24 protein-coding genes are annotated in these 21,407 nt (G+C 36.3%); 10 read left to right on the forward strand and 14 right to left on the reverse strand.

What is annotated here, in order from left to right:
• Positions 1–23 precede the first annotated feature (23 nt).
• Both B0I22_RS09155 and B0I22_RS16145 read right to left on the reverse strand, forming a co-directional pair.
• A complete protein-coding gene (locus B0I22_RS09155) occupies positions 24–515 on the reverse strand; it encodes a YkgJ family cysteine cluster protein (protein WP_133944359.1) in 492 nt (163 codons plus the stop codon).
• 21 nt (positions 516–536) lie between these two features.
• Complete coding sequence (locus B0I22_RS16145) at positions 537–704, reverse strand: hypothetical protein (protein ID WP_166668211.1); 168 nt, start codon at positions 702–704, stop codon at positions 537–539.
• A 134-nt stretch (positions 705–838) separates the two neighbouring features.
• On the opposite strand from B0I22_RS16145, the gene B0I22_RS09160 reads away from it, so the two are divergent.
• Positions 839–1,219: a group III truncated hemoglobin gene (locus tag B0I22_RS09160; RefSeq protein WP_133944360.1), complete on the forward strand. Its 381-nt coding sequence runs from the start codon at positions 839–841 to the stop codon at positions 1,217–1,219.
• Between the two features lie 3 nt (positions 1,220–1,222).
• Here B0I22_RS09160 and B0I22_RS09165 read toward each other — a convergent pair whose 3' ends face one another.
• The 10 genes from B0I22_RS09165 to B0I22_RS09210 all read right to left on the reverse strand — a co-directional run bounded on the left by B0I22_RS09165 (position 1,223) and on the right by B0I22_RS09210 (position 9,875).
• A complete protein-coding gene (locus B0I22_RS09165; RefSeq protein WP_133944361.1) occupies positions 1,223–1,549 on the reverse strand; it encodes a DUF6122 family protein in 327 nt (108 codons plus the stop codon).
• A complete protein-coding gene (locus B0I22_RS09170; protein ID WP_133944362.1) occupies positions 1,549–2,265 on the reverse strand; it encodes a DNA alkylation repair protein in 717 nt (238 codons plus the stop codon). The genes B0I22_RS09165 and B0I22_RS09170 overlap by 1 nt, the downstream gene beginning before the upstream one ends.
• Entirely contained in the window at positions 2,265–2,894 is a 630-nt protein-coding gene (locus B0I22_RS09175; protein ID WP_133944363.1) for a chloramphenicol acetyltransferase, read from the reverse strand. The genes B0I22_RS09170 and B0I22_RS09175 overlap by 1 nt, the downstream gene beginning before the upstream one ends.
• Positions 2,895–2,906: 12 nt before the next feature.
• Complete coding sequence (locus B0I22_RS09180) at positions 2,907–4,181, reverse strand: cation:proton antiporter (protein WP_133944364.1); 1,275 nt, start codon at positions 4,179–4,181, stop codon at positions 2,907–2,909.
• Positions 4,182–4,215: 34 nt separating this feature from the next.
• Positions 4,216–4,845 carry a DUF4919 domain-containing protein gene (locus B0I22_RS09185; protein ID WP_133944365.1) on the reverse strand — a complete coding sequence of 210 codons (630 nt, stop codon included), beginning with the start codon at positions 4,843–4,845 and terminating at the stop codon, positions 4,216–4,218.
• A complete protein-coding gene (hflX, locus tag B0I22_RS09190) occupies positions 4,845–6,059 on the reverse strand; it encodes a GTPase HflX (RefSeq protein WP_133944366.1) in 1,215 nt (404 codons plus the stop codon). Before hflX ends, B0I22_RS09185 begins: the two co-directional genes overlap by 1 nt.
• Before the next feature lie 161 nt (positions 6,060–6,220).
• Positions 6,221–7,573 carry a DNA recombination protein RmuC gene (locus tag B0I22_RS09195; RefSeq protein WP_133944367.1) on the reverse strand — a complete coding sequence of 451 codons (1,353 nt, stop codon included), beginning with the start codon at positions 7,571–7,573 and terminating at the stop codon, positions 6,221–6,223.
• A gap of 23 nt (positions 7,574–7,596) precedes the next feature.
• Positions 7,597–8,391, reverse strand: coding sequence for a CPBP family intramembrane glutamic endopeptidase (locus B0I22_RS09200; protein WP_133944368.1), 795 nt, complete (start codon positions 8,389–8,391; stop codon positions 7,597–7,599).
• Positions 8,392–8,403: 12 nt separating this feature from the next.
• On the reverse strand, positions 8,404–9,282 hold the full coding sequence (locus B0I22_RS09205; RefSeq protein ID WP_133944369.1) for a polyphosphate kinase 2 family protein: 879 nt from the start codon (positions 9,280–9,282) through the stop codon (positions 8,404–8,406).
• A gap of 77 nt (positions 9,283–9,359) precedes the next feature.
• On the reverse strand, positions 9,360–9,875 hold the full coding sequence (locus tag B0I22_RS09210; protein ID WP_133944370.1) for a DUF1573 domain-containing protein: 516 nt from the start codon (positions 9,873–9,875) through the stop codon (positions 9,360–9,362).
• 123 nt (positions 9,876–9,998) lie between these two features.
• Between B0I22_RS09210 and B0I22_RS09215 the strand changes: the two genes are divergently transcribed.
• The 7 genes from B0I22_RS09215 to B0I22_RS09245 all read left to right on the forward strand — a co-directional run bounded on the left by B0I22_RS09215 (position 9,999) and on the right by B0I22_RS09245 (position 16,860).
• Positions 9,999–12,617, forward strand: a complete 2,619-nt coding sequence (locus B0I22_RS09215) for a valine--tRNA ligase (protein ID WP_133944371.1) — start codon at positions 9,999–10,001, stop codon at positions 12,615–12,617.
• 26 nt (positions 12,618–12,643) lie between these two features.
• A complete protein-coding gene (locus B0I22_RS09220; protein ID WP_133944372.1) occupies positions 12,644–13,063 on the forward strand; it encodes a GNAT family N-acetyltransferase in 420 nt (139 codons plus the stop codon).
• Positions 13,064–13,077: 14 nt separating this feature from the next.
• The gene (locus B0I22_RS09225; protein ID WP_133944373.1) at positions 13,078–13,722 is read left to right on the forward strand and encodes a DUF4241 domain-containing protein; all 645 of its coding nucleotides are present in this window, start codon (positions 13,078–13,080) and stop codon (positions 13,720–13,722) included.
• A 73-nt stretch (positions 13,723–13,795) separates the two neighbouring features.
• Positions 13,796–14,704 (forward strand): PfkB family carbohydrate kinase, encoded by a 909-nt coding sequence (locus B0I22_RS09230; protein WP_133944374.1) that lies wholly within the window; start codon positions 13,796–13,798, stop codon positions 14,702–14,704.
• Positions 14,705–14,760: 56 nt separating this feature from the next.
• The gene (locus tag B0I22_RS09235; RefSeq protein ID WP_133944375.1) at positions 14,761–15,600 is read left to right on the forward strand and encodes an alpha/beta hydrolase family protein; all 840 of its coding nucleotides are present in this window, start codon (positions 14,761–14,763) and stop codon (positions 15,598–15,600) included.
• Positions 15,600–16,244, forward strand: a complete 645-nt coding sequence (locus B0I22_RS09240) for an HD domain-containing protein (RefSeq protein ID WP_133944376.1) — start codon at positions 15,600–15,602, stop codon at positions 16,242–16,244. Before B0I22_RS09235 ends, B0I22_RS09240 begins: the two co-directional genes overlap by 1 nt.
• Before the next feature lie 28 nt (positions 16,245–16,272).
• Positions 16,273–16,860: a hypothetical protein gene (locus tag B0I22_RS09245; RefSeq protein ID WP_246022178.1), complete on the forward strand. Its 588-nt coding sequence runs from the start codon at positions 16,273–16,275 to the stop codon at positions 16,858–16,860.
• 62 nt (positions 16,861–16,922) lie between these two features.
• Here B0I22_RS09245 and B0I22_RS09250 read toward each other — a convergent pair whose 3' ends face one another.
• Entirely contained in the window at positions 16,923–17,339 is a 417-nt protein-coding gene (locus B0I22_RS09250) for an OsmC family protein (RefSeq protein WP_133944377.1), read from the reverse strand.
• Between the two features lie 72 nt (positions 17,340–17,411).
• Positions 17,412–17,849 carry an META domain-containing protein gene (locus B0I22_RS09255; protein ID WP_166668212.1) on the reverse strand — a complete coding sequence of 146 codons (438 nt, stop codon included), beginning with the start codon at positions 17,847–17,849 and terminating at the stop codon, positions 17,412–17,414.
• Between the two features lie 165 nt (positions 17,850–18,014).
• Here B0I22_RS09255 and B0I22_RS09260 point away from each other — a divergent pair, with 165 nt between their 5' ends.
• Positions 18,015–20,147 (forward strand): S46 family peptidase, encoded by a 2,133-nt coding sequence (locus B0I22_RS09260; protein ID WP_133944379.1) that lies wholly within the window; start codon positions 18,015–18,017, stop codon positions 20,145–20,147.
• Positions 20,148–20,269: 122 nt separating this feature from the next.
• Positions 20,270–21,340: a calcium:cation antiporter gene (locus B0I22_RS09265; RefSeq protein ID WP_133944380.1), complete on the forward strand. Its 1,071-nt coding sequence runs from the start codon at positions 20,270–20,272 to the stop codon at positions 21,338–21,340.
• Positions 21,341–21,407: the final 67 nt, after the last annotated feature.

A 21,407-nucleotide genomic window follows, 5' to 3' on the forward strand; every position in this document is an offset into this window, starting at 1 on the left:
AACTTTAACTTATTTAAGAAATTTTAATTCTTTTCCAAAACCTTCTTTAATTTCTCCACAAACACGTATGTCGCTGGACAAATTAAAGTGTTTTGAATCGTTAGATTATTGATTTGGTAGATTTTTTTTCGGTCTGTGTGAGGATATTCGCGACAGGCTTTTGGACGAACGTCGTAGATAGAACAAGTATTGTCATCATTCAAAAAGAAACAAGGCAAATTTTGTAAAACTTTATCTTGGTCTTCATCCACTCTCAAAAATTTGGCTTCGAAATCTGCAGGTTTCATTCGCAGATGTTTGGATATCCGCTCGATGTCTTTTTCTACGTAAAGTGGACCAGTCGTTTTGCAACAATTGGCGCAACCGAGGCAATCGATTTCCTGAAAAGTTTCATCGTGCTTTTCCACCACCAAATAATCCAGATTTTTTGGCGGTTTCTTTTTGAGTCCGTCCAGAAATTTTCTGTGGTCTTTTTGTTTCAGTTGGGCTTGCTTTTTATAGAATTCGAGATCCATTTTGCAAAACTAATGGTTTTATTAAGAAAAAACCAAGTAATATAATCCGCACCAAACAACAGAAAATCCTAATACTACAAGAAACGAAGCCTTGAGATCTTGCTTATTTTTCTTCACAAAATGCTTATAAAGCGTGAACGTCAAAAAACCAAGGATCACCAAAGCCGGTAAAAATGTGAATACGTACATAATCTTGTTTTTACCAAATATACAAAAACTGATATTAATCCTATTTTTCGTCTTTTAAAAAGGCATAACTTTGTGATAATGAAATTGCTAATCTCGAATTACACGTCGATTTCATTAACCTAAAAAAGTCAAATATGAAAGATATTACCACAAGAGAAGACGTAGAAATTTTGGTCAATAAGTTCTACGACAAAGTGATAAAAGATGATTTGATTGGATTTTTCTTTACAGATATTGCGAAAATCGACCTGAGTAAACATCTGCCGAAAATGTACAATTTCTGGGAAAGCATTCTTCTGGGAAATCCAGTTTATGAAGGCAATCCGATGCGTGTTCATTTTCCAATTAATGAAGTTTCTGCTTTGGAAGAGAGACATTTCAACCGTTGGTTACAGATTTGGGAAGAAACGATTCACGAGAATTTCGAAGGCGAAAATACGGAAACGGCAATTGCCCGAGCCTTGAACATTGCCAGAATTATGAATCACAAAATGGCGAACGCAAGAGGAAATTAATTATCACATTATCAGCTGATAATCAATCCAATCCGTCAACATATGGAATAACAATCCAACGCCGATAATCCGTGGAGCGCCTTTGAAAAACAAGAGCAAAACATAAATTCCCATCGCCCAATAAGTATGCAGAAGGTGGAAATTGATACTAAGGCGGTCTGGCGCAAAAATAGGTGTGCTGAAAAGATGATCTGCATCTACAATCATAGTTCCCAACATAATAAGATAAGCCTTTCTCCAATCTTTCCTGAAAAAAACGTAGGCAATCACGATAGGAAAAATCAAGTGTAAAAAGTAATGCAGAAGTGGTCTCAGCCAAAAATAATCCATTAGATTTTTCCTTTTAAATAATCTTGTCGTAAGTTTTCGTCCAGTTTCTCAATCGCATACCGGAGGCAAGTTCTGGGCATATTTCTGTAATGAAGATTAAGAAAATCCAGCAATTCGGATTCGTTTTTCTTTCCCATTTCGCGGAGAAGCCAGCCGTTGGCTTTGTGCATCAAATCGTGTGGATGATGGAGATTTTTAAGCGCAAAAGCTTTTGTTAATTCAAATTCTCCTTTTTTGATGTGATGCATCGTTCCGACAATTGCCATTCGCATTTCCCACATATTTTTGGAATTAGAAAGGTTTTCAAGAAGTTTAGATTCTTGATTTTCAAAACAATATCGACCTAAAATCTTGTAACAAGACGTATCTACCAAATCCCAATTGTTAATGTGTTTGGTATGTTTCAAATAAAAAGCGACTATTTCTTTTTGCTGATTTTTATCTTTTGTCTTTTCATATTTGTAAACCAACATTAGCAAAGCCGTCAAGCGATGTTCGTGGATTTTTGATGATAATAATTCGCAAAGTTCTTCCAGAGAAATCTTATTGTAAAATTCTTTCGCAACAATTCTTTGGTCTGGAACTTTCACACCAATGAACAAATCACCTTCAGCATATTCGCCTTTTCCAGTTTTGAAGAATTTTTGCAAAATTTCTACATTTTCAGAAATTGATAAATCTGATAACGCGTTGGAAATTGTTTGAGCTAAAGACATTATTCTAAATTTAATTCCTTCTGAAACGCTTCCAAATATTTCGCCAAATGAAAGCCATCCATCAAGCCGTGATGTCCTTCAACAGAAATTGGTAACATTTTTCGGCCGTTTTTTTCAGAGAATTTTCCAAAGACAATTTTCGGAATCGATTCTTTCGGGTCGAAATCTGTTGGATGCAGCAACCCCGTAAAATTAGTCCAAGGCATTGTAGAATGTCTGATGTGATTAGGCGGAAGGGATTCGTTTTTAATCCTTAAACCATTTGAATTTTGAACCTCATCAATTTCTTTTTGTAAATTCTGCTTAAAGATTTGAAAATCATCAGAATATTCAAAATATGAGAAGCCAAACGTTCCATCATTCCGTCCAATCGTTGAACCAACGTGAACTATGTCATAAGCTATAACTTCTTCATTTACAATTCTATATCCAAATTCTTCTACCGCATTGATTGCTTTCATAGATTTATGAAGATAATTTGCGAAGAAAGATTCGTTTCTGTCTTTGGACAATTGATAGGTTTCTGTGCAATCTACTTCGGTTACAATTCCGAAATAAGGACTTTTCATTCCGGAAAAAAATTGATAATGTTCTTTTCTCTTCCAGTTTTCTACATCAATGATTTTCATTTTCTAATTTTATTAATGAATTTCTTTCTCCATTATTTGTTCTTCTGTTGCAATCTTCTTCGGATTTGCCACTTTTGCAATCGTAAGTCCCTGAACAATAATTGAAAACACCACTACACAATAGGTAATACTGATGATAATCTGACTGTACTCATTAATAGGAATCGATAAAGCCAATGCGATGGAAACACCACCTCGGATTCCACCCCAAACCAAGACTTTGACAGTTTGCGGACTAAATCTGTACCTTAAAGACATAAACTTGGTCGGAACATAGATGGCAACCCAACGCGCAATCAATACAATCATAATACAAATTCCGCCTGCAATCAAATATTCATTTAAGTCTTTGATTAAGAGCAATTCAAAACCGATAAACAGGAACAGAACAGCATTCATAATCTCATCTATCAACTCCCAGAATTTAATCAAATAGTCTTGCGTTTCGGATTTCATTTTGAAACTCTCGCTGAAATTCCCCATAAACAATCCGGCCGCAACCATTGCCAAAGGTGCAGAAATATGCATTTCGCGGGCAATCAAATAACCACCCATCACGACTGCTAATGTGATGAGTACAGAAATAATATAATCATCTACCATACGCAATGCTCTGGACGCCGAAAAACCCAAGAGCACACCCAAAAGCAATCCACCACCCGCTTCTCGCAATAAAAGAAGTCCGATGTTTTCGACATTCAAATCAATATCTTTCCCGATTGCGATTTGCAAAACAACGGTAAAAACAACTACCGCCATCCCGTCATTAAACAAAGATTCTCCCGCAACTTTTGTCTCAAGAGATTTGGAAACTTTTGCCTGCTTCAGAACACTCAAAACCGCAACAGGATCCGTAGGGGAAATCAATGCTCCGAAAACAATACAGTAAATCAAAGGCATCTGAACACCAACCAAAGGCAAGAGATAATAAACGCCAAAACCGACAGCAAAGGTGGAAATGATAACGCCAACGGTAGAAAAAATCAAGACGGGACCAAACTGCTCCTTCAAATCTTTGATGTTGATATGGATTCCTCCCGCAAAAAGCAGGAAGTTAAGCATCGCTCCCATCAGAACCTCGGTAAAATCAAAACTGTGAACAAGCTGGGTAAGATGACTGGTGGTTTTGGGCAAAAAGTTTTCGCCAGATGCTACCAAAGTTACAGAAACGATAATCGCGATCACCATAATCCCAATTGTACTTGGCAATTTGAGAACTCTGTAATTGATATAGGCGAAAAATGCCGCTAAGACGATAAGAACTGAGAATGAGTAATATAACTCCATTAATTGTATTTTTTAATATAAATTTTGGACCTCGCTAGAAGTCATTATAGATTACTTTGATGTAGGTTTTTTTGTTATTGTTTTCCCAAATGTCGAACATTCCACCTTTCGCAGGTTTTGAAGATCGTGTGGCTTCTCTTGGGATTTGGATGACATTGATGAGAATATATTCATCACCAACGGAATTGACAAGGTAAGCAGACTTCTCGCTCTTCCCATCGCCAGAATCTAACATTGCTCTTGTAAGAATCTGAAATTGACCGTAGTAATGAGAAAAATTCTTAATATCTTTTTGACGGTCATAGCATTGCAACATTACCATCAGCAAATCCAAATTGGTTGGGTCTGTGAAAAGTAAATCCTTAGCTTTTGCAGCAGTTTCATCGTACTTTTCTAGTTTGAAAGCTTCCAATAGGTCTTTGAACGCTTTATCATTTGTAGAGATGGTTTTGTTGATGAAATTTCTGCCGTAATAAAGATGAATTGCTTCCAGACTGTCTATAGATTTGGGAAGTCCTTGGAATTTATAGACCATCTTTTCATAGAAATAAATCGATTCTTGATTTTGGATTTCCTTCTTAATTTTATCAAGATTGATATTCGATTTTTGAGAAAACCCAAAAACCGAAATCATCAAAAAGAAAAAGACAATGTTTTTTTTCATTAATTTTCCTCTTCGTTTTCAAAATATTCGAACAGCAAATCGTTGTATGGGAAACGGGAAATGTGAATCCTGTGAACCTCATCGTAAATCATTTTTTTCATCTCGGGGAAGTTTTCCTTCGTCAAAGCTGAAATGAAAACCGTTGGGAATTTTGATTTTGCCATCCACGTTTTTTGCCATTCTTCCAAAGAAATATTTTTGTTGGAACCAGGCGTCAAATCGTCCTCATCCTTTTTTTCGTAAGTGAAATCATCGATTTTGTTGAAAACCATAATCATCGGTTTGCGATGTGCATCGATTTCCTGTAGAATTTCATTGACAGAATTGATGTGGTCTTCGAAACTTTCGTGAGAAATATCCACCACGTGAATCAGCAAATCCGCCTCACGAACCTCATCCAAAGTGGATTTGAAACTTTCTACCAATTGAGTCGGTAGTTTTCTGATGAATCCAACTGTGTCCGTCAAAAGGAAAGGCAAATTCCCAATCACGACTTTACGAACCGTTGTATCCAGCGTTGCAAACAACTTATTTTCAGCGAAAACATCGGATTTTGACAAAGCGTTCATCAAGGTAGATTTTCCAACATTGGTGTAACCAACCAAAGCCGTTCGCACCGTTTTGCCACGGTTTTGTCTTTGCGTTCCCATCTGTTTATCGATGATTTTCAGTTTTTCTTTTAGCAACGTGATTCTGTCTCGGATAATCCTTCTATCAGTTTCGATTTCCGTTTCCCCAGGACCACGCATCCCGATTCCCCCTTTTTGTCTCTCAAGGTGCGTCCACATTCTGGTCAATCGAGGAAGAAGATATTGATATTGAGCCAATTCCACTTGAGTTCTTGCGTAAGAAGTTTGCGCTCTTTGCGCAAAAATATCGAGAATCAAATTGGTTCTGTCTAGGATTTTGACTTCCATTTCACGCTCCAAATTTTTCAATTGGGAAGGTGACAATTCGTCATCGAAAATGACTGTTCCTATTTTATGTTCCTTTGCGTAATCACGGATTTCTTCCATTTTTCCTTTTCCTACGAAAGTTTTGGAATCTGGCTGAGTCAATCTTTGGGTAAAACGTTTTTCCACTGTAGCGCCAGCTGTGAAAGCCAAAAACTCCAGTTCGTCCATATATTCTATCAGTTTATCCTCGCTTTGGTTTTGGGTAATTAATCCTACCAAAACCGCTTTTTCGTACTGATGTTCTTTTTTTTCTAGCATTAAAATTTTAATTTCTGATTTTCACAAGATACTATTTTTCAACAAAAAAACCAAAGACAATCTTTGGTTTTTTATTTTGTTTCAATAAAATTGCACTCGTAATTTTGATTTAAACAATTGATTTTTAGGATTTATTTTGATAACGAAAAAGCTTCATTCATTTAAAATTCATCTTCATTTTCCAGATTTTGGGGTAGTGATTTTTTATTTTTAATTCCCAGATTTTTCAATTTCTGAGTTTGAATCATCAGGTTATCATTTCCCGAACTCAGTTGTTTGAAAGCATCGTTGTAAGCGTTTTTAGCTTGATCGATATTTTTCCCTATTCGTTCCAAATTTTCGACAAATCCAACAAATTTGTCATACAATTTCGCGCCTCTGTCCGCAATCTCCATCGCATTTCGGTTTTGATGTTCGCGCTTCCAAAGATCCTGAATTAGTTTCAAAGATGTTATCAAATTGGTGGGACTTAATAATAAAATTCTTTTGTCATAAGCAAAATTCCAAAGATTGGGCTCGGCTTGCAAAGCAGCAATATAAGCCGCTTCGCTTGGTATAAACATCATCACAAAATCCAAGGATTTGTCAAAATCATCATACGCTTTCTGGCTGAGTTGTGAGATGTGATTCTTTACAGACTGTAGATGCAGATTTTGCTTTTGAATGAAAATTTCAGAATTGGTTTCATCCGTCATTTCTACAAAAGCCGTGAGAGAAACTTTGCTGTCGATGATGACGTTTCTGTTGTCAGGATATTTCACAACCGCATCAGGGCGCATTTTTTTGCCAGAAAATTCAGAGAAAATGGCTTTGTTGTTTTCATCCCGGAGTTCGTGCTCCATAAAGTATTCCTGATTTTTCCTTAATCCAGATTTCTCCAAAATACTTTCCAAAATCATTTCGCCCCAATTTCCCTGCGTTTTGCTTTCGCCTTTCAGAGCTCTGGTTAGCTGCTTTGCGTCTTCGGAAATCTGTTGATTAAGGTCTTTCAGCTCACGCACTTTTTCGCCGAGAGAAAAACGTTCTTTGGATTCTTTATCATACGTTTCGCTCACGGTATTTTTCAGTTCATTGATTTTTTCCTGAAAAGGTTCAAGAATCAATTTTAACTGATTTTGATTGAGTTGCGTAAACTTTTCGGATTTTTGCTCTAAAATCTGATTCGCCGTTTTTTCAAACTGAAGTCGAGTCGTTTCCTGTAGTTTTCCGAAATCCTCTTTCTGATTTTCAAGCTTGTCTTGCAGATTTTTGTAATGTGCATTGAGTTCCGCATTAGTGAAAAGCAATTCCTCCTTACTTTTTTGGATTGATGAATTTTCTTTGATTAATTCAAGGTTTGAAAGTTTTAGCTCGTCAATTTTTTGTTGATAATTGCTTTCATTCTCCTGCGCACGAATCAGTTTTTCATTGGCTTCATTAAAATTTCGCTTGCTGACAGAATTTGATTTCATAAAAACGAAAACCAAAATTCCACCAATTAAAATCCCAAGAAATAAATATAGTTCAGACAACATATAGCTTTTAATTTAAATTAGGCTCAAACTGTTCTATTAAGCTTCTGTTTTAGCAAACTCTTCAAACCTAACCAGATAAAGACAATTCCTAACAAACACAATAGCCAATAGATCTTATTATAATTAAAATTGTGCAAATTTTCATAAAGATGCTTACCATATAATTTTAGTAGTGTTACAATCAAATTAAATGTAAAATGAAATAGAACGCAAAGAGATGTATTCTTAGTCTTTGTCATTATACAACCCAAAATTAATCCCATCAAAAAAGTTGGAATTAGGTTAAGATAATTTGGGAGGTGAAGTAATGAAAAACAAATACTTGAAATTACGATGGAATTTCTTACAGTATTCTTTAGCAAAAGATGATTCAACAAATATTTTCTAAAAAATAGTTCTTCAAATATTGGAGCTATTATTAATGCTGATATTGCATTGAAGACAAAAGTAAAAGTGAGCTCTCTATTTCGAAATTGTGTATTTTGAATCACGTTTTTGAATTCGTCAGAGACAATTAGCGGTCGCAGAAGATCATAAATCGGTTGCTCAAATAGTTTTAGCCCTATAGCGGTTATAATTATTGGAAAAATATGTAAATGATTAATTTTCAAAAAAGATATATCGTTGAATTCTGGCTTTCTTCTTAAAATGATTTTGTAGAATAACCAGTAACTAAGCATAAAAAATATTGCTGAAAGTAACGGCATGCTATATTCTTGATATTTTAAAAATAGTCCTATGGCACTACCTAAAATACCTGCGATGGTAATAAACAGAGCCAAAATAAATGTTTGCAGAAACGCTTTAGAAATCGTCATTTGAAAAAATTATCACTTCTCGTTTTCCAACCTTGCCTTCGACTCGGCCAAACCTTTATTCTGCTTATCAGAAAGTTCAGGAAATTTCAAATCCATCTCTTCCAACTTATCAATAATTATTTGGATCGCCGCAACTCTGGAAAACCATTTTTGATCTGCCGGAATCACATACCAAGGCGCAGAATCCGTAGAAGTCTCCTTGATGGCTTGCTCATAAGCTTTTTGATAATCGTCCCAAAAACCTCGTTCGGTAATATCACCTTCTGCAAATTTCCAGTTTTTATCTTCTTCATTGATTCTGTCCAGAAATCTCTCTTTTTGTTCTTCTTTGGAAACATTCAGGAATATTTTGATGATTTTTGTTCCGTTGTTCGCAAGATGTTTTTCAAAATTACGGATGCTTTCAAATCTGTTTTCCCAGAATTTTTTGTCGAATTGTTTCACATCGGTCCAAGTTTTTTCGCTGAGATTATATTCCGGATGCACTTTGCAAACCAACACACTTTCGTAATGGGAACGGTTGAAAATTCCGATTTTACCTTTTGCGGGCAAAGACAGATAATGTCGCCAGATGAAATCGTGAGAATATTCCTTGCTACTTGGACTTTTGAAACTTGTGACTTCGCAACCTTGTGGATTCACGCCACCGAAAACATGCTCTATCAAACTATCTTTTCCTGCAGCATCCATCGCCTGGAGAATTATTAGAAGAGATTGGCTTCCATCTGCATACAATTTTTCCTGCAGCAGTCTCAGCTTTTCTTTTTCTGTTTCCAGAAGTTGCTTGGCTTCCTCTTTATTGATTTTTCCTTTGTAACTGGTTTTATGTTTTTTGATTCCGAATTTTGATTTTTCTTTTATTAGAAAATCGTCGGAAAAGTTGTATTTCATAATAATTGGTTTTTTGTAAATATAAAAAAACCGTCTTGTTATCAAAAACAAGACGGTCTTTATTTTTTTAAGAACCTTTATTTAGTTTCTTCTACTTTTTGAAATGATGCTTTTTTCATAGGCTTTTTTCCCTTAGAAGAAGTTTTCACATTTTCTGCAGTGGAAACTTGTGCAGGATTTGCAACTACCGCTTTAGAATCAGTTGCAAGTGCTTTTGTAGCTCCAGCCAAATCTTCTACATTACCTTTGATGTAGATTACAGATCTGTTGTTTGCAGGATCATTAGAATAAACTTCAATTAACTTATTGAAAGGCCCTTTGATTCCCGTGTTATATCCAACTTTAATTTTGGTTTCTTTTCCTGGCAAGATTGGATCTTTGCTCCATTCCGGAGTTGTACATCCGCAAGAAGGTTTTACTTCTGTAAGAATAAGTGGCTTGTCACCTGTATTTTTAACAGTGAAAAATCTGTGTCCGTCTGATCCAGCTTTCACATTTCCATAATCGAAAGTTGTTTTATCAAATGAGATTGTTTGTGCAGATGCAAAAGCGATAGCTCCTGTCATAAATAATCCTGCAAGAATCTTTTTCATATTTTTTTTGTTTTAGATAATTAAATTTTTGAATAACAAAGTTATAAATAATTTAAATAAGTGCTTCAAATTTTTTTACATTGTCTTATTTTTGCAGATTACTAAGATAAAACAAACTTCAAAATGCAGATCGCAGATAAATATAATCCACAAGAAACTGAGCAAAAATGGTATGACTTCTGGTTGGAAAACAAATATTTCCACTCAACGCCGGATGACAGACCGCCTTATACAATTGTAATTCCACCACCAAACGTGACGGGAATTCTTCATATGGGGCATATGTTGAACAATACGATTCAGGATGTTTTGGTCAGAAGAGCGAGAATGCAAGGCTTCAACGCTTGTTGGGTTCCGGGGACGGATCACGCATCTATCGCAACAGAGGCGAAAGTTGTAGCAAAATTGAAAGCGGAAGGCATCAATAAAAAAGATATTACCAGAGAAGAATTCCTTAAGCATGCTTGGGAATGGAAAGAAAAATACGGCGGAACTATCCTTGAACAATTAAAAAAATTGGGTTGTTCTTGCGATTGGGACAGAACGAGATTCACGATGGAGGAAAATCTTTCCAAATCCGTGATCAAGGTTTTTGTTGATCTTTATAACAAAGGATTGATATACAGAGGTTACAAAGTTGTAAACTGGGATCCGGAAGCTCAAACCAATATTTCTGACGAAGAGGTGATTTTCAAAGAGCAAAACGGAAAGCTTTATTATTTAAAATATAAAATTGAAGGAACTGAGGATTTCTTAACTGTTGCTACAACGCGTCCTGAAACCATTTTTGGTGATGTTGCCGTTTGCGTCAATCCAAATGATGAGAGATATGCTCATTTGAAAGGTAAAAACGTGATTGTTCCAATTGTTGGTAGAGTAGTTCCTATCATCGAGGACGATTATGTTGATATTGAATTCGGGACTGGAGCGTTGAAAATCACGCCGGCTCACGACATCAATGACTACGAAATTGGACAAAGACACGGCTTGCCAATCATCGATTCCATGGACAATGATGCGGTTCTGAACGAACACGGAATGCATTACCAAGGTCAGGGAAGATTTACCGTAAGAAAAGAAATTGCTAAAGAATTAGAGAAAAATGACCTTCTTCTGAAAGCGGAAGATTACGTGAATAAAGTTGGAACTTCTGAAAGAACTGGCGCCGTGATTGAGCCAAAAATTTCTGTTCAATGGTTCCTTAAAATGTCAGAAATGGCAAAACCAGCATTGGATGTGGTGATGGATGACAAGATCAAATTCCATCCGGAAAAATTCAAAAACACCTACCGCCATTGGATGGAGAATGTTCACGACTGGAACATTTCCCGTCAGCTTTGGTGGGGACAACAGATTCCGGCATTCTACTATGGAACGGGCGAAAATGAATTTGTTGTAGCTGAAAATATTGACGATGCTGTAAAATTAGCACAAGAAAAAACTTCCAACTTCCAACTTCAAGCTTCTGATTTGAAACAGGATGAAGATGCGTTAGATACTTGGTTCTCCTCTTGGTTGTGGCCAATGTCGGTTTTTGAAGGGATTTTGGATCCGGAAAATAAGGACATCAATTATTATTATCCAACAGCAGATTTGGTAACTGGTCCGGATATTATTTTCTTCTGGGTTGCCAGGATGATCATGGCTGGATTGGAATATCGACAAGAAGTGCCTTTCAAAAATGTTTATTTTACAGGAATTGTTCGTGATAAGCAGAGACGAAAAATGTCCAAACAACTTGGAAACTCACCAGATCCAATTGATTTGATTGAAAAATATGGAGCAGACGGCGTTCGTGTAGGAAGTTTGCTGAGTTCAGCGGCAGGAAATGATCTTTTGTTTGATGAAGATTTGATGTTGCAAGGAAGAAATTTTGCCACTAAGATCTGGAATGCTTACAAATTGATTCAAGGTTGGAAACGCGACGAATCTATCAAAGCGCAAAACCACGACCTTCAAACTATCGAATGGTTCGGTGAACAATTGAATAAAACAATCGGTGAAATTGAAGATCAATTCTCAAAATTCAGAATTTCTGACGGATTGCATTTGGTTTACAAATTAATCTGGGACGATTTCTGTTCTTGGTATTTGGAAGCGGTGAAACCGAATTTTGGCGAAGCAATCAGTGAAGATGTTTATCAAAAAACAATTGCTTATTTTGAGGAATTGATGAAATTGTTGCATCCATTTATGCCGTTCTTGTCAGAAGAACTTTGGCAATCGATTTCTGATAGAAAGATCGATGAAGCTTTGATCATCACGCAACAGAAAAAATCTGAAACTTATAACGAGCAGACCATCAAAGATTTTGATTTTGCTAAAGAAGTAATCTCCGGCGTTAGAAATTACCGCCAGTCAAAAGGAATTTCGCCAAGAGAATCGGTGGAAGTTTTCACCAATGCAACGGAACTGAAAGATGCTGAGGTGATCCAGAAATTATCCAATATTTCAGAAATCAATTTTGCTCAAAAAACCGATAAACCTAGTTTCACATTTTTAGTTGGTTCCAATGAATTCTCCATTCCATTAAGTGAAAATCTCGATCTGGGAGAAGAAAAAATCAAAACCGAAGAAGAAATCAAATATCTGAAAGGTTTCTTAATTTCTGTTGATAAGAAATTATCAAATGAAAAATTTGTTGCCAACGCAAAACCAGAAATTGTAGAGGTTGAGCGCAAAAAACAAAAAGACGCTCAGGATAAAATTGTTCTTTTGGAAGAGAAATTGAAAACTTTGTAAGATTTTCAAAGTGTAAAACATCAAAAATGAACATCGTCTTTTCAAAAAAAAGAGAAGAAATGGATGTGAAATACATTCATGCCTATCTTACCGAAAGCTATTGGAATAAAGGAATTTCATTAGAAAAAGTTCAAAAATGTGTTGATAATAGTTTGAATTTTGGACTATTCGATGATCGAAAACAAATTGGTTACGCCAGAGTTTTGACAGATTTTGTGCGGTTTTCTTATTTGATGGATGTTTTTATTGAGCCAAAATTACAAGGAAAAGGTTACGGAAAATTGTTGATACAACACGTTTTCGAAGATGAAGACATCAAGCAACTTCCAGGAATGCTTTTGGCAACAAAAGATGCGCACACTTTATATGAAAAATTTGGTTTCAAAAGATTTTCCGAGGAAAATAAAAATCGGTTTATGATTTTTAAACGAAATGAAACAGAATAATCCAACTCACAACAATGAACCACATCGATAATATCAAAAAACTATTCTCCAAAAATTTTGTAGAAAACCCACTTTTGGAAACTTATGAAGTTGGAAACATTCATATTTCATCAGGTTTCATCGTAGCTAGCGATCCGTTGATTTCGCCAGACCATTCGGCTTTCACGCAAGAGTTTCCAAAAGGTGATTTTCCTGTTCTGCTTCATAAGGAAAGAGAGTCCAATTGCATTGCTTACGCAGAAATTGTTTTTGATAAGAATCAAATTGCCGAAAACTGGAGCTTGGCTTTGTGTGATAATCAAAATTTGAAGGATCTAAAAGACGAAGAAATCTACGGCTATTTGGTAGAATCCGGAATGGGAAGTTTGATGGACAAAGATTCTCAAACAGCCTTGAACAAATTGGAACAAGAACTTTTTCATAAAAAAGGTGCCGATTTTATGGGAATCTACGAGGAGTTTTTCCATCCACATTTTTTTGATGAAAAAGGTGCAATCGATCAATTTGCGATCCTGAAACCATATGATAAGGAGACCGAAAACCTGGTTGCTTTTGAGACAGGTTATGGTGAAGGTTTTTATGCCTCATACATAGGTTATTCTAAAGACAATCAAGTAGTTAAATTAATTACAGAATTTATAGAAATCGGTACAGATTAAATGATTACTTTAGCTAAAATGAAATGGCGATTTGCTTTTTCCATTTGATCTTTGAAATCTATCCATAATACAAATGAAACTTAGTAACACAAAACCACAAATAGTAGTTGTAGGAAGTTCTTCCATAGATTTGATTCTGAAAACTTCCAAAATCCCAACTGCAAACAACACCGTTCTTGCCCAAAATCTCACCAGCTTTTTGGGAGGAAAAGGAGCCAATCAAGCTATCGCAACGTCCCGTTTGGGAGCGCACACCTCATTTGTGAGTCGCGTTGGGATGGATCCGTACGGACAACAGGTTTTGAGAAACTTGGATGATGAGGAAGTGAATGTCGCCTACGTTTTCGAAGATGAAGACGAAGCCACAGGAACAGCCTACGTGACAGCTTCCGAAGAAGGAAATGCAATCACCGTAGTTCCTGCAGCCAATTATAGTTTATCCTCCGAAAATATAGACGAAGCCGAGAAATATCTGGCAACTGCAGACTTGATTCTCACACAAATGGAAATCCCTTCCAAAACGGTAGAATATCTTTTCAAAAAAGCTAAAAAACTGAATAAAAAAATCGGGATTTACGCTGCTCCAGCCAGCAGACTTTCAGATGAAGTAATCAATTACGCATCCTTTGTCGTTGCAAAAAGTACAGATTTGGAGACCATCTTTGGAAAGGGCAACCACGAAGATATTATGAAGCATCTTCCGAATAAATTATTTGTACGAGACGGCGCCAACAGCACCAGCTATTTTGACGGTTCCGAGATGAAGTATTTCCGAAAAAACCCCAGCACAGAAGCGCACAGTATGGGATTGGGAGACGCCTTTACATCCGGATTTTCTATCGCACTGCTTCACGGGAATTCTATTGAAGATTGTGTGAAATTTGGAAATGAAGTGGCTTTGAAAGCGGCTGACTACCGAGGTTCTCAAAAAGGTTTGCCTTACCTGAAAGAGATGAAAGAATTAATATCTAAAGCATATTAAAATCCCATAATCCATCCACATTTTTTTCTACTTTTACTGAAGTCTAATCGATTTTAATGAAAAGTATTGATCTAATGACAGACGTTAATTACACATTGTCTGCCCATCTTTTCGAGCCAGAAAAATCAAGAAACAAATTGTTGCTCATCAACTCAGCGACGGGTGTAAAGCAGCATATTTACTTTTCTTTTGCGCAATATTTTTCGGAGCAAGGGTTTACGGTAATCACCTATGATTATCGTGGGATTGGACTTTCCAAGCCTAAAAAGATGAAAGGCTTTAATGCTTCAATGCGAATTTGGGGAACTAAAGATTATAAAGCCGTAACAGATTTTATTAAGACCAATTTTCCCAATCATCAGAAATTCTGTCTCGGACATTCCGTTGGTGCATTGATTTTGGGAATGAATCCAGATTCGGAAATGTTTGAAGAATTTATATTTGTAGGAACTCAGAATGCTTTTGTGGGAAATCTGAAATTTAAAACTAAAATCGAAGCGTATCTAGGTTTTGGAATCATCCAACCCATATCAACTAAATTTTTAGGTTATTTTCCTGCTAATTGGTTTGGACTTGGAGAAAGTTTGCCATCGGGAAGTGCTTTTGATTGGCGCACTTTGATTCTTAATAAAAAATCTACCAACAAATTATTAGAGAAAACAAAAGATTTTTCCCGAAATTTGGCTCAGAAAGTTTTTGTAATTCGGGCGGAAGACGATGTTTGGCTAACAGAAAAAGGCGTGAAATCTCTCTTAGAAAACACTTATCCTAATCTGAGACCAACTTATAGAATTATCAAAACTTCAGAATCTGAAAAGAACGAAATTGGACATATCAACTTTTTTCGAAGTTACAACAGGAAGCTTTGGCATATCATTTTAAAAGAATTGAATTAATGGAATTGATTAATAAAACTATAGAATTAGTAAAAGAAAAATTAAAAGGCACAGAATCTGGACACGACTGGTTTCACATAGAACGGGTTTGGAATTTGAGTTTGAAAATTCATGAAAAAGAAGGTGGCGACAAATTGGTAATAGAACTGGCTGCACTACTGCACGATATTGCCGATCCAAAGTTCCACAATGGCGACGAAACTATTGCTACAAAAATAGTTACGGAATTTCTGAATCATGAAAAAGTTGATTCTGGAACCATCGAAAAGGTTATTTTCATTATAGAAAATATGTCATTTAAAAATAGAAATGACGCGCCGGAAAATCTTCCTTTAGAATTGAAAATCGTTCAAGATGCAGATAGAATAGACGCCATCGGCGCTATCGGAATTGCCAGAACGTTCAACTTCGGTGGGTACAAAAACAATTTGATGTACCACCCGGACATCCATCCAAAACTGAATCAAACAAAGGAAGAATACAAAAAATCAAACGGAACTACAATCAATCATTTTTACGAAAAATTGTTGCTTCTGAAAGATCTTTTGAACACAGAAACGGCTAAAGAAATTGCTGAACAGAGACACCAATTTATGCTTCAGTTTTTGGATCAGTTTTACAAAGAATGGAATGTGACTTTTTAATTGGCGATAAACCATTATCTTTGCTTTAATGATTATCATTTTAATCCTGATTTTCCTCATAATAGCTCTGTTTCTTTCCGGTTTCCGGTCAGAAAAATGGAATCTTTGGAACAAACTCGCCCGGACAATTATTACCATTTCTGCGGCGGCATATTTTACATTTTGGTTTGTAGAGCGTAGTCTATCACAGTTTTTGGAAAACTCTTTGGCAGTTCAAGTGATAAATTATTTACCTCAGCCTGTGGATTTTTATATCATCAGAATTCAGGATGAAAATGACGTTAGAAAATTCAGCTCCAAGCATGTTGGGCAAATCAGGACAGAGCATTTCCGCATAGAATATATCAATATGCAAAAATCCAACGAGTTTTGGGTTGTGGGTTTCATTGGAAAAGGAAACTTGGTTTATTTTTCGCAAGTGGCTGTTCCAAACATCAATGAAGACAAAATAATCGAGGTCAAAAACTACATCAACCACAGCCAAAAACTTTCTGCCATAGCCTCGGAAAAAGTGGAAGATTTGAAATACGAAAACATCAAACTCAGCATTTGGGTGACTCTCGATATGCTTTTGATTTTCCTTAATTCTGTTTTACTTTTCAGAAGACGAGCTTAATTAAATAAAAAACGCTCAAGAAAATTCCTAAGCGTTGTGATTACTTTTTTGGAGGTAAAATTTTATTTTGATAACAAATTAGCTGTCAAAGTTTTATCAAAGCTAAAAGCCACACTTATTGGGCAAGTTTCTTTAGCTTCTGTTGCTATTTTCTGGAAATCTTCTTCTGAGATTCCTGGCACTTTTGCATTGAGTGTCAATTCTGATAAAGTCACTTTTCCGTCTATAAAACTAATTTTGCAATCCGTTTCCAAACTTTCTGGTGTAAATCCTGCTTCCGACAACAATGCCGAAGTTTTCATCGTAAAACAACCAGCGTGCGCTGCTGCCAACAATTCTTCCGGATTGGTTCCAACGCCTTCTTCGAATCTGCTTTTGAAGGAATATTGAGTTTCATTAAGCGTTGTACTTTGAGTGGTTAATACGCCACTTCCCTCTTTCACTGTGCCTTTCCAGACAGCTTTTGCACTTCTTTTCATATGTAATTATTTTATTGGTTAAATTTATTATTGATATTCCTAAATTTTTTGCCTTTTTCCTTGAATCTTATTTTAATCCCAATCTGCGGCAACAAATTTCATTATCGATTTTCCATCGGATAAAGTTAAGAAATGTCCTTCGATTTTATATTGATTCATATTTGGCAATTGTTTCCCAAAGGAATCTTCCAATTTCATTCTACCATCGCAATACATCATCGTAGAACCAACTCCAGAGAATTTTGCTTTCCCCTTGCTCAATTCTGCTGTGAAAAACATCCCATTGCAACCCATTTTGGCAGTGTAACGGTTCTCAGAATCCGGATTTTTTGTAAGATCCATATAAGCTTCCAACTTTGTAAGTTCTGCTTTGGTGAAATCCTGATATTCAACCAACATCCATTTTCGGTTGATATTTTCCATCGTTCCAGATATTTTATTTGTTGATTTACAAGAAACTATTAACATCATTATTAATGATGAAAGCGTAATAATCCTAAAGATTTTCATTCTAAAAATTTTACTGAATCTCTTAACCAAATTCATACCAATAGATTTAAAATAATCATTAAATTAGCCCTTTAAAATAATTCATTATGACGTCTGACAACTTGAACTAGGAATCAAGCTTTTGATGATTGCATAAGAGCTTTAAAAACAAATAAATTTTTACTTATGAAAAAAATATTACTAGCACTTACCTTGATTTTAGGTTATGCGCAGGTGAAAGCAGATGAAGGAATGTGGCTTCTAATGCTTGTAAAACGTCTGAACGGTGTTGATATGCAGAAAGATGGTCTGCGACTGACGCCAGAAGAAATCTACTCTGTAAACAATTCCAGTTTGAAAGATGCGATTGTAAGTTTCGGTGGTTTCTGTACAGGTGAGATTGTTTCTAACCAAGGTTTGATTTTTACCAATCACCACTGTGGTTACGATGCAGTTGCCTCCGCTTCTACACCAGAAAAAGATTATCTAAAGAACGGATTCTGGGCAATGAAACAAAACGAGGAGTTCAACGCAAAAGGACTTTACGTAAGATTCCTTGTAAGAATGGATGACGTTTCTGAAAGAATCAACGCAAAATTGAACAACAATATGTCTGCAGCTGAGAGAAAAGCGGCAATCGATGCAGAATACAAAGCCATCCAAACAGAAAATTCTGAAAACGGAAAATACACCGTGGTTGTAAGAGATTTCTTCAACGGAAATGAGTTCTATTATTTTGTTTATCAAGACTATAAAGACATCAGATTGGTTGGCGCACCACCTTCATCTCTAGGGAAATTTGGTGGTGATACAGACAACTGGGAATGGCCAAGACACACGGCAGATTTTGCAGTTTTCCGTGCTTATGGTGATGCTAATGGAAATCCAGCAGAATATTCTGAAGCCAACGTTCCATTGAAACCAAAACACCATTTACCAGTTTCTCTTAAAGGTTTCAAACCTGGAGACTTCACAATGATTCTTGGATATCCAGGAAGAACAAACCGTTATTTGACGTCTTTTGGAATCGAGCAAATGGTGGACAAAGATTATCCGGCTTGGGTAGAAGCATCTAAAGTAACGATGGATGTTCTGAAAAAATATATGGATAAAGACAAAGCGACTCAATTGGATTATGCTTCTCAATACGCAAGTGTTGCCAACTACTGGAAAAACAGAGCTGGAACTATTGACGCTGTGAAGAAAAACGGAACTGTGGCTGAAAAACAAAAACTGGAAGAAGTTTACAACCAATGGGCAGCACAATCGCCAAACGAACAAACTTACTATGGTGTGTTGCCAGAAATTAAAGCTTATTACAGTCAAATTTCGGGAAGAAATGTAGAAAGAAATTACGCTTCTCTTCTTCAAAGAAATGCGCATTACATTGCAACAGCTTATCAATTGGGAAGTCTTTTCAAAACTTATGCTGACCAAGATGACGCTGGAAAAACAGCGATGAAACAAAAAGTTCTTGATGCTGTAGAAAAAGCTTACGATGGTTTCCACGACAACGTGGAAGGCGATATGCTAGTTGCCCTATCTTCTCTTTACAAAGCGAAAGTGAACAAAGAATTTGCATCGCCAACCATTTTGGCAGCAGATGTGAATAGTCTTTCAACTTTGGCATATGCTTCTATTTTTGCTAATAAAAAATCTGCTTTGGCTTTCGTTGAAAATCCGGACAGATTGAAAATTGATGGGGATAAATTGAGACAATTCGCAAACGGAATTGTTGAAGATCAAAAACTGGGTGCAGAAAAATATGCTAAAGTGGATGAAAATTTCGCTAAAAACAGCAGACTTTTCTTAGACGGACTTAGAAAATCTCAACCAGAGAAAAAATTCTATCCGGATGCTAACTCTACAATGAGATTGACTTACGGAAACATTGAAACCCTTCCTGTAAGAGAGGACAGAAACTATAAAGGAATAAAAGAAAATTTCTACACAGATATCAACGGAATGGTTGCCAAATACAAAAAAGGCGACGAGGAATTTGACCTGCCTAAGAAAGTTCTAGACCTTGCTAAGAAAAAAGATTATGGACAATACGCGGACAAAAACGGATACATGCCAATCAACTTCCTTTCTAATAATGACATCACTGGAGGTAACTCGGGATCTCCAATCATAGATGGAAACGGACATTTGATAGGAATTGCATTCGACGGTAACAGTGAAGCTTTGAGCGGTGATATTGTTTTCGAACCAAAACTACAGAGAACCATCAACGTAGATATCAGATATGTACTTTGGGTTATCGACAAATATGCTGGTGCAACTAGACTCATCAGCGAGTTGACCTTGGTAAAATAATTTTTTATCAAATTTTCAAAAGCCACCATTTTTGGTGGCTTTTTTGTTGTTCAAAATTTAGGAATGTCGCTTATTGACTTTCTTTTTAATATTTTTTTTGTAAATTAGAGAAATCGTTATTTATGAATTTGAAATCGCTGCTTCATTGGTCGTATATTTTTCCAATCTTATCCTTAGTTTATTATTTATTTGGAATTGTGGATGACAATTCTTGGCTTGCAGGCTTGGGTAGTTTATTATTAATCTCATCTGTTTTAGCTGCGGTGCATCACGCAGAAGTTGTGGCACACAAAGTCGGCGAACCTTTCGGAACCATTATCTTGGCAATCGCCATTACAGTCCTGGAAGTTGGATTGATTGTTTCATTGATGGTAGCCGGCGGGAAAGAAACCAACACACTAGCAAGAGACACAGTTTTCGCCGCAGTAATGTTGATTCTAAACGGAATTCTAGGTGCTTGTCTTCTAGTTGGTGGAATCAAATTTAAGGAACAATTCTTCGCCAGAACCTCTGGAAATATGGCTCTCATAAGTCTTGTCGCCATTGTTGTAATGACATTAATTTTACCAAACTACACCACCACAGAACTTTCCGCTACATTCAGCAAAGCGCAATTGATATTTTTCTCCATTGCATCTCTCGTTATTTACAGTACATTTCTAATGGTTCAAACCGTGCGTCACAGAAATTACTTCCTCCCGGAAAGTGATGATGAACCACACGCCGATCCACCCAGTAATTTCATCAGTACGATGAGTCTTATTTTTCTGATTGTTTGTCTTGCGGTAGTGGTCGTGATGGCAAAAGCATTGTCACCAACTATTGAAAGCGTGGTTCACAATTTGGGGGCGCCACAGGCTTTGGTAGGTGTCATCATTGCGGCAGTAGTACTTTTACCCGAAGGAATGGCGGCGATAAAAGCGGCCAGAAGAAACCAATTCCAGACCAGTCTCAATTTGGCTTTAGGCTCGGCGATTGCGAGTATTGGATTGACGATTCCATGTGTTGCAGTTGTTTCTATTATTTATGAAATGCCTTTGGTTTTGGGACTTGACATCAAATCTATGATTCTCCTTGCCTTATCTCTTTACACAGTAATGCTCTCTCTGAATCGGGGTAAGACGAATGTTCTCTACGGCGTAGTTTTGTTGGTAAATCTTTTCGCCTATATTTTCACCGTTATTGTTCCATAAAATTTTTATTTTTGATTAATAAAATCTTGAATCTAAGACAAAAACTGTGGCATTTTAATATGTCGCA

The organism is Epilithonimonas xixisoli (assembly GCF_004365655.1).
In the GTDB taxonomy this organism is placed as follows: domain Bacteria; phylum Bacteroidota; class Bacteroidia; order Flavobacteriales; family Weeksellaceae; genus Epilithonimonas; species Epilithonimonas xixisoli.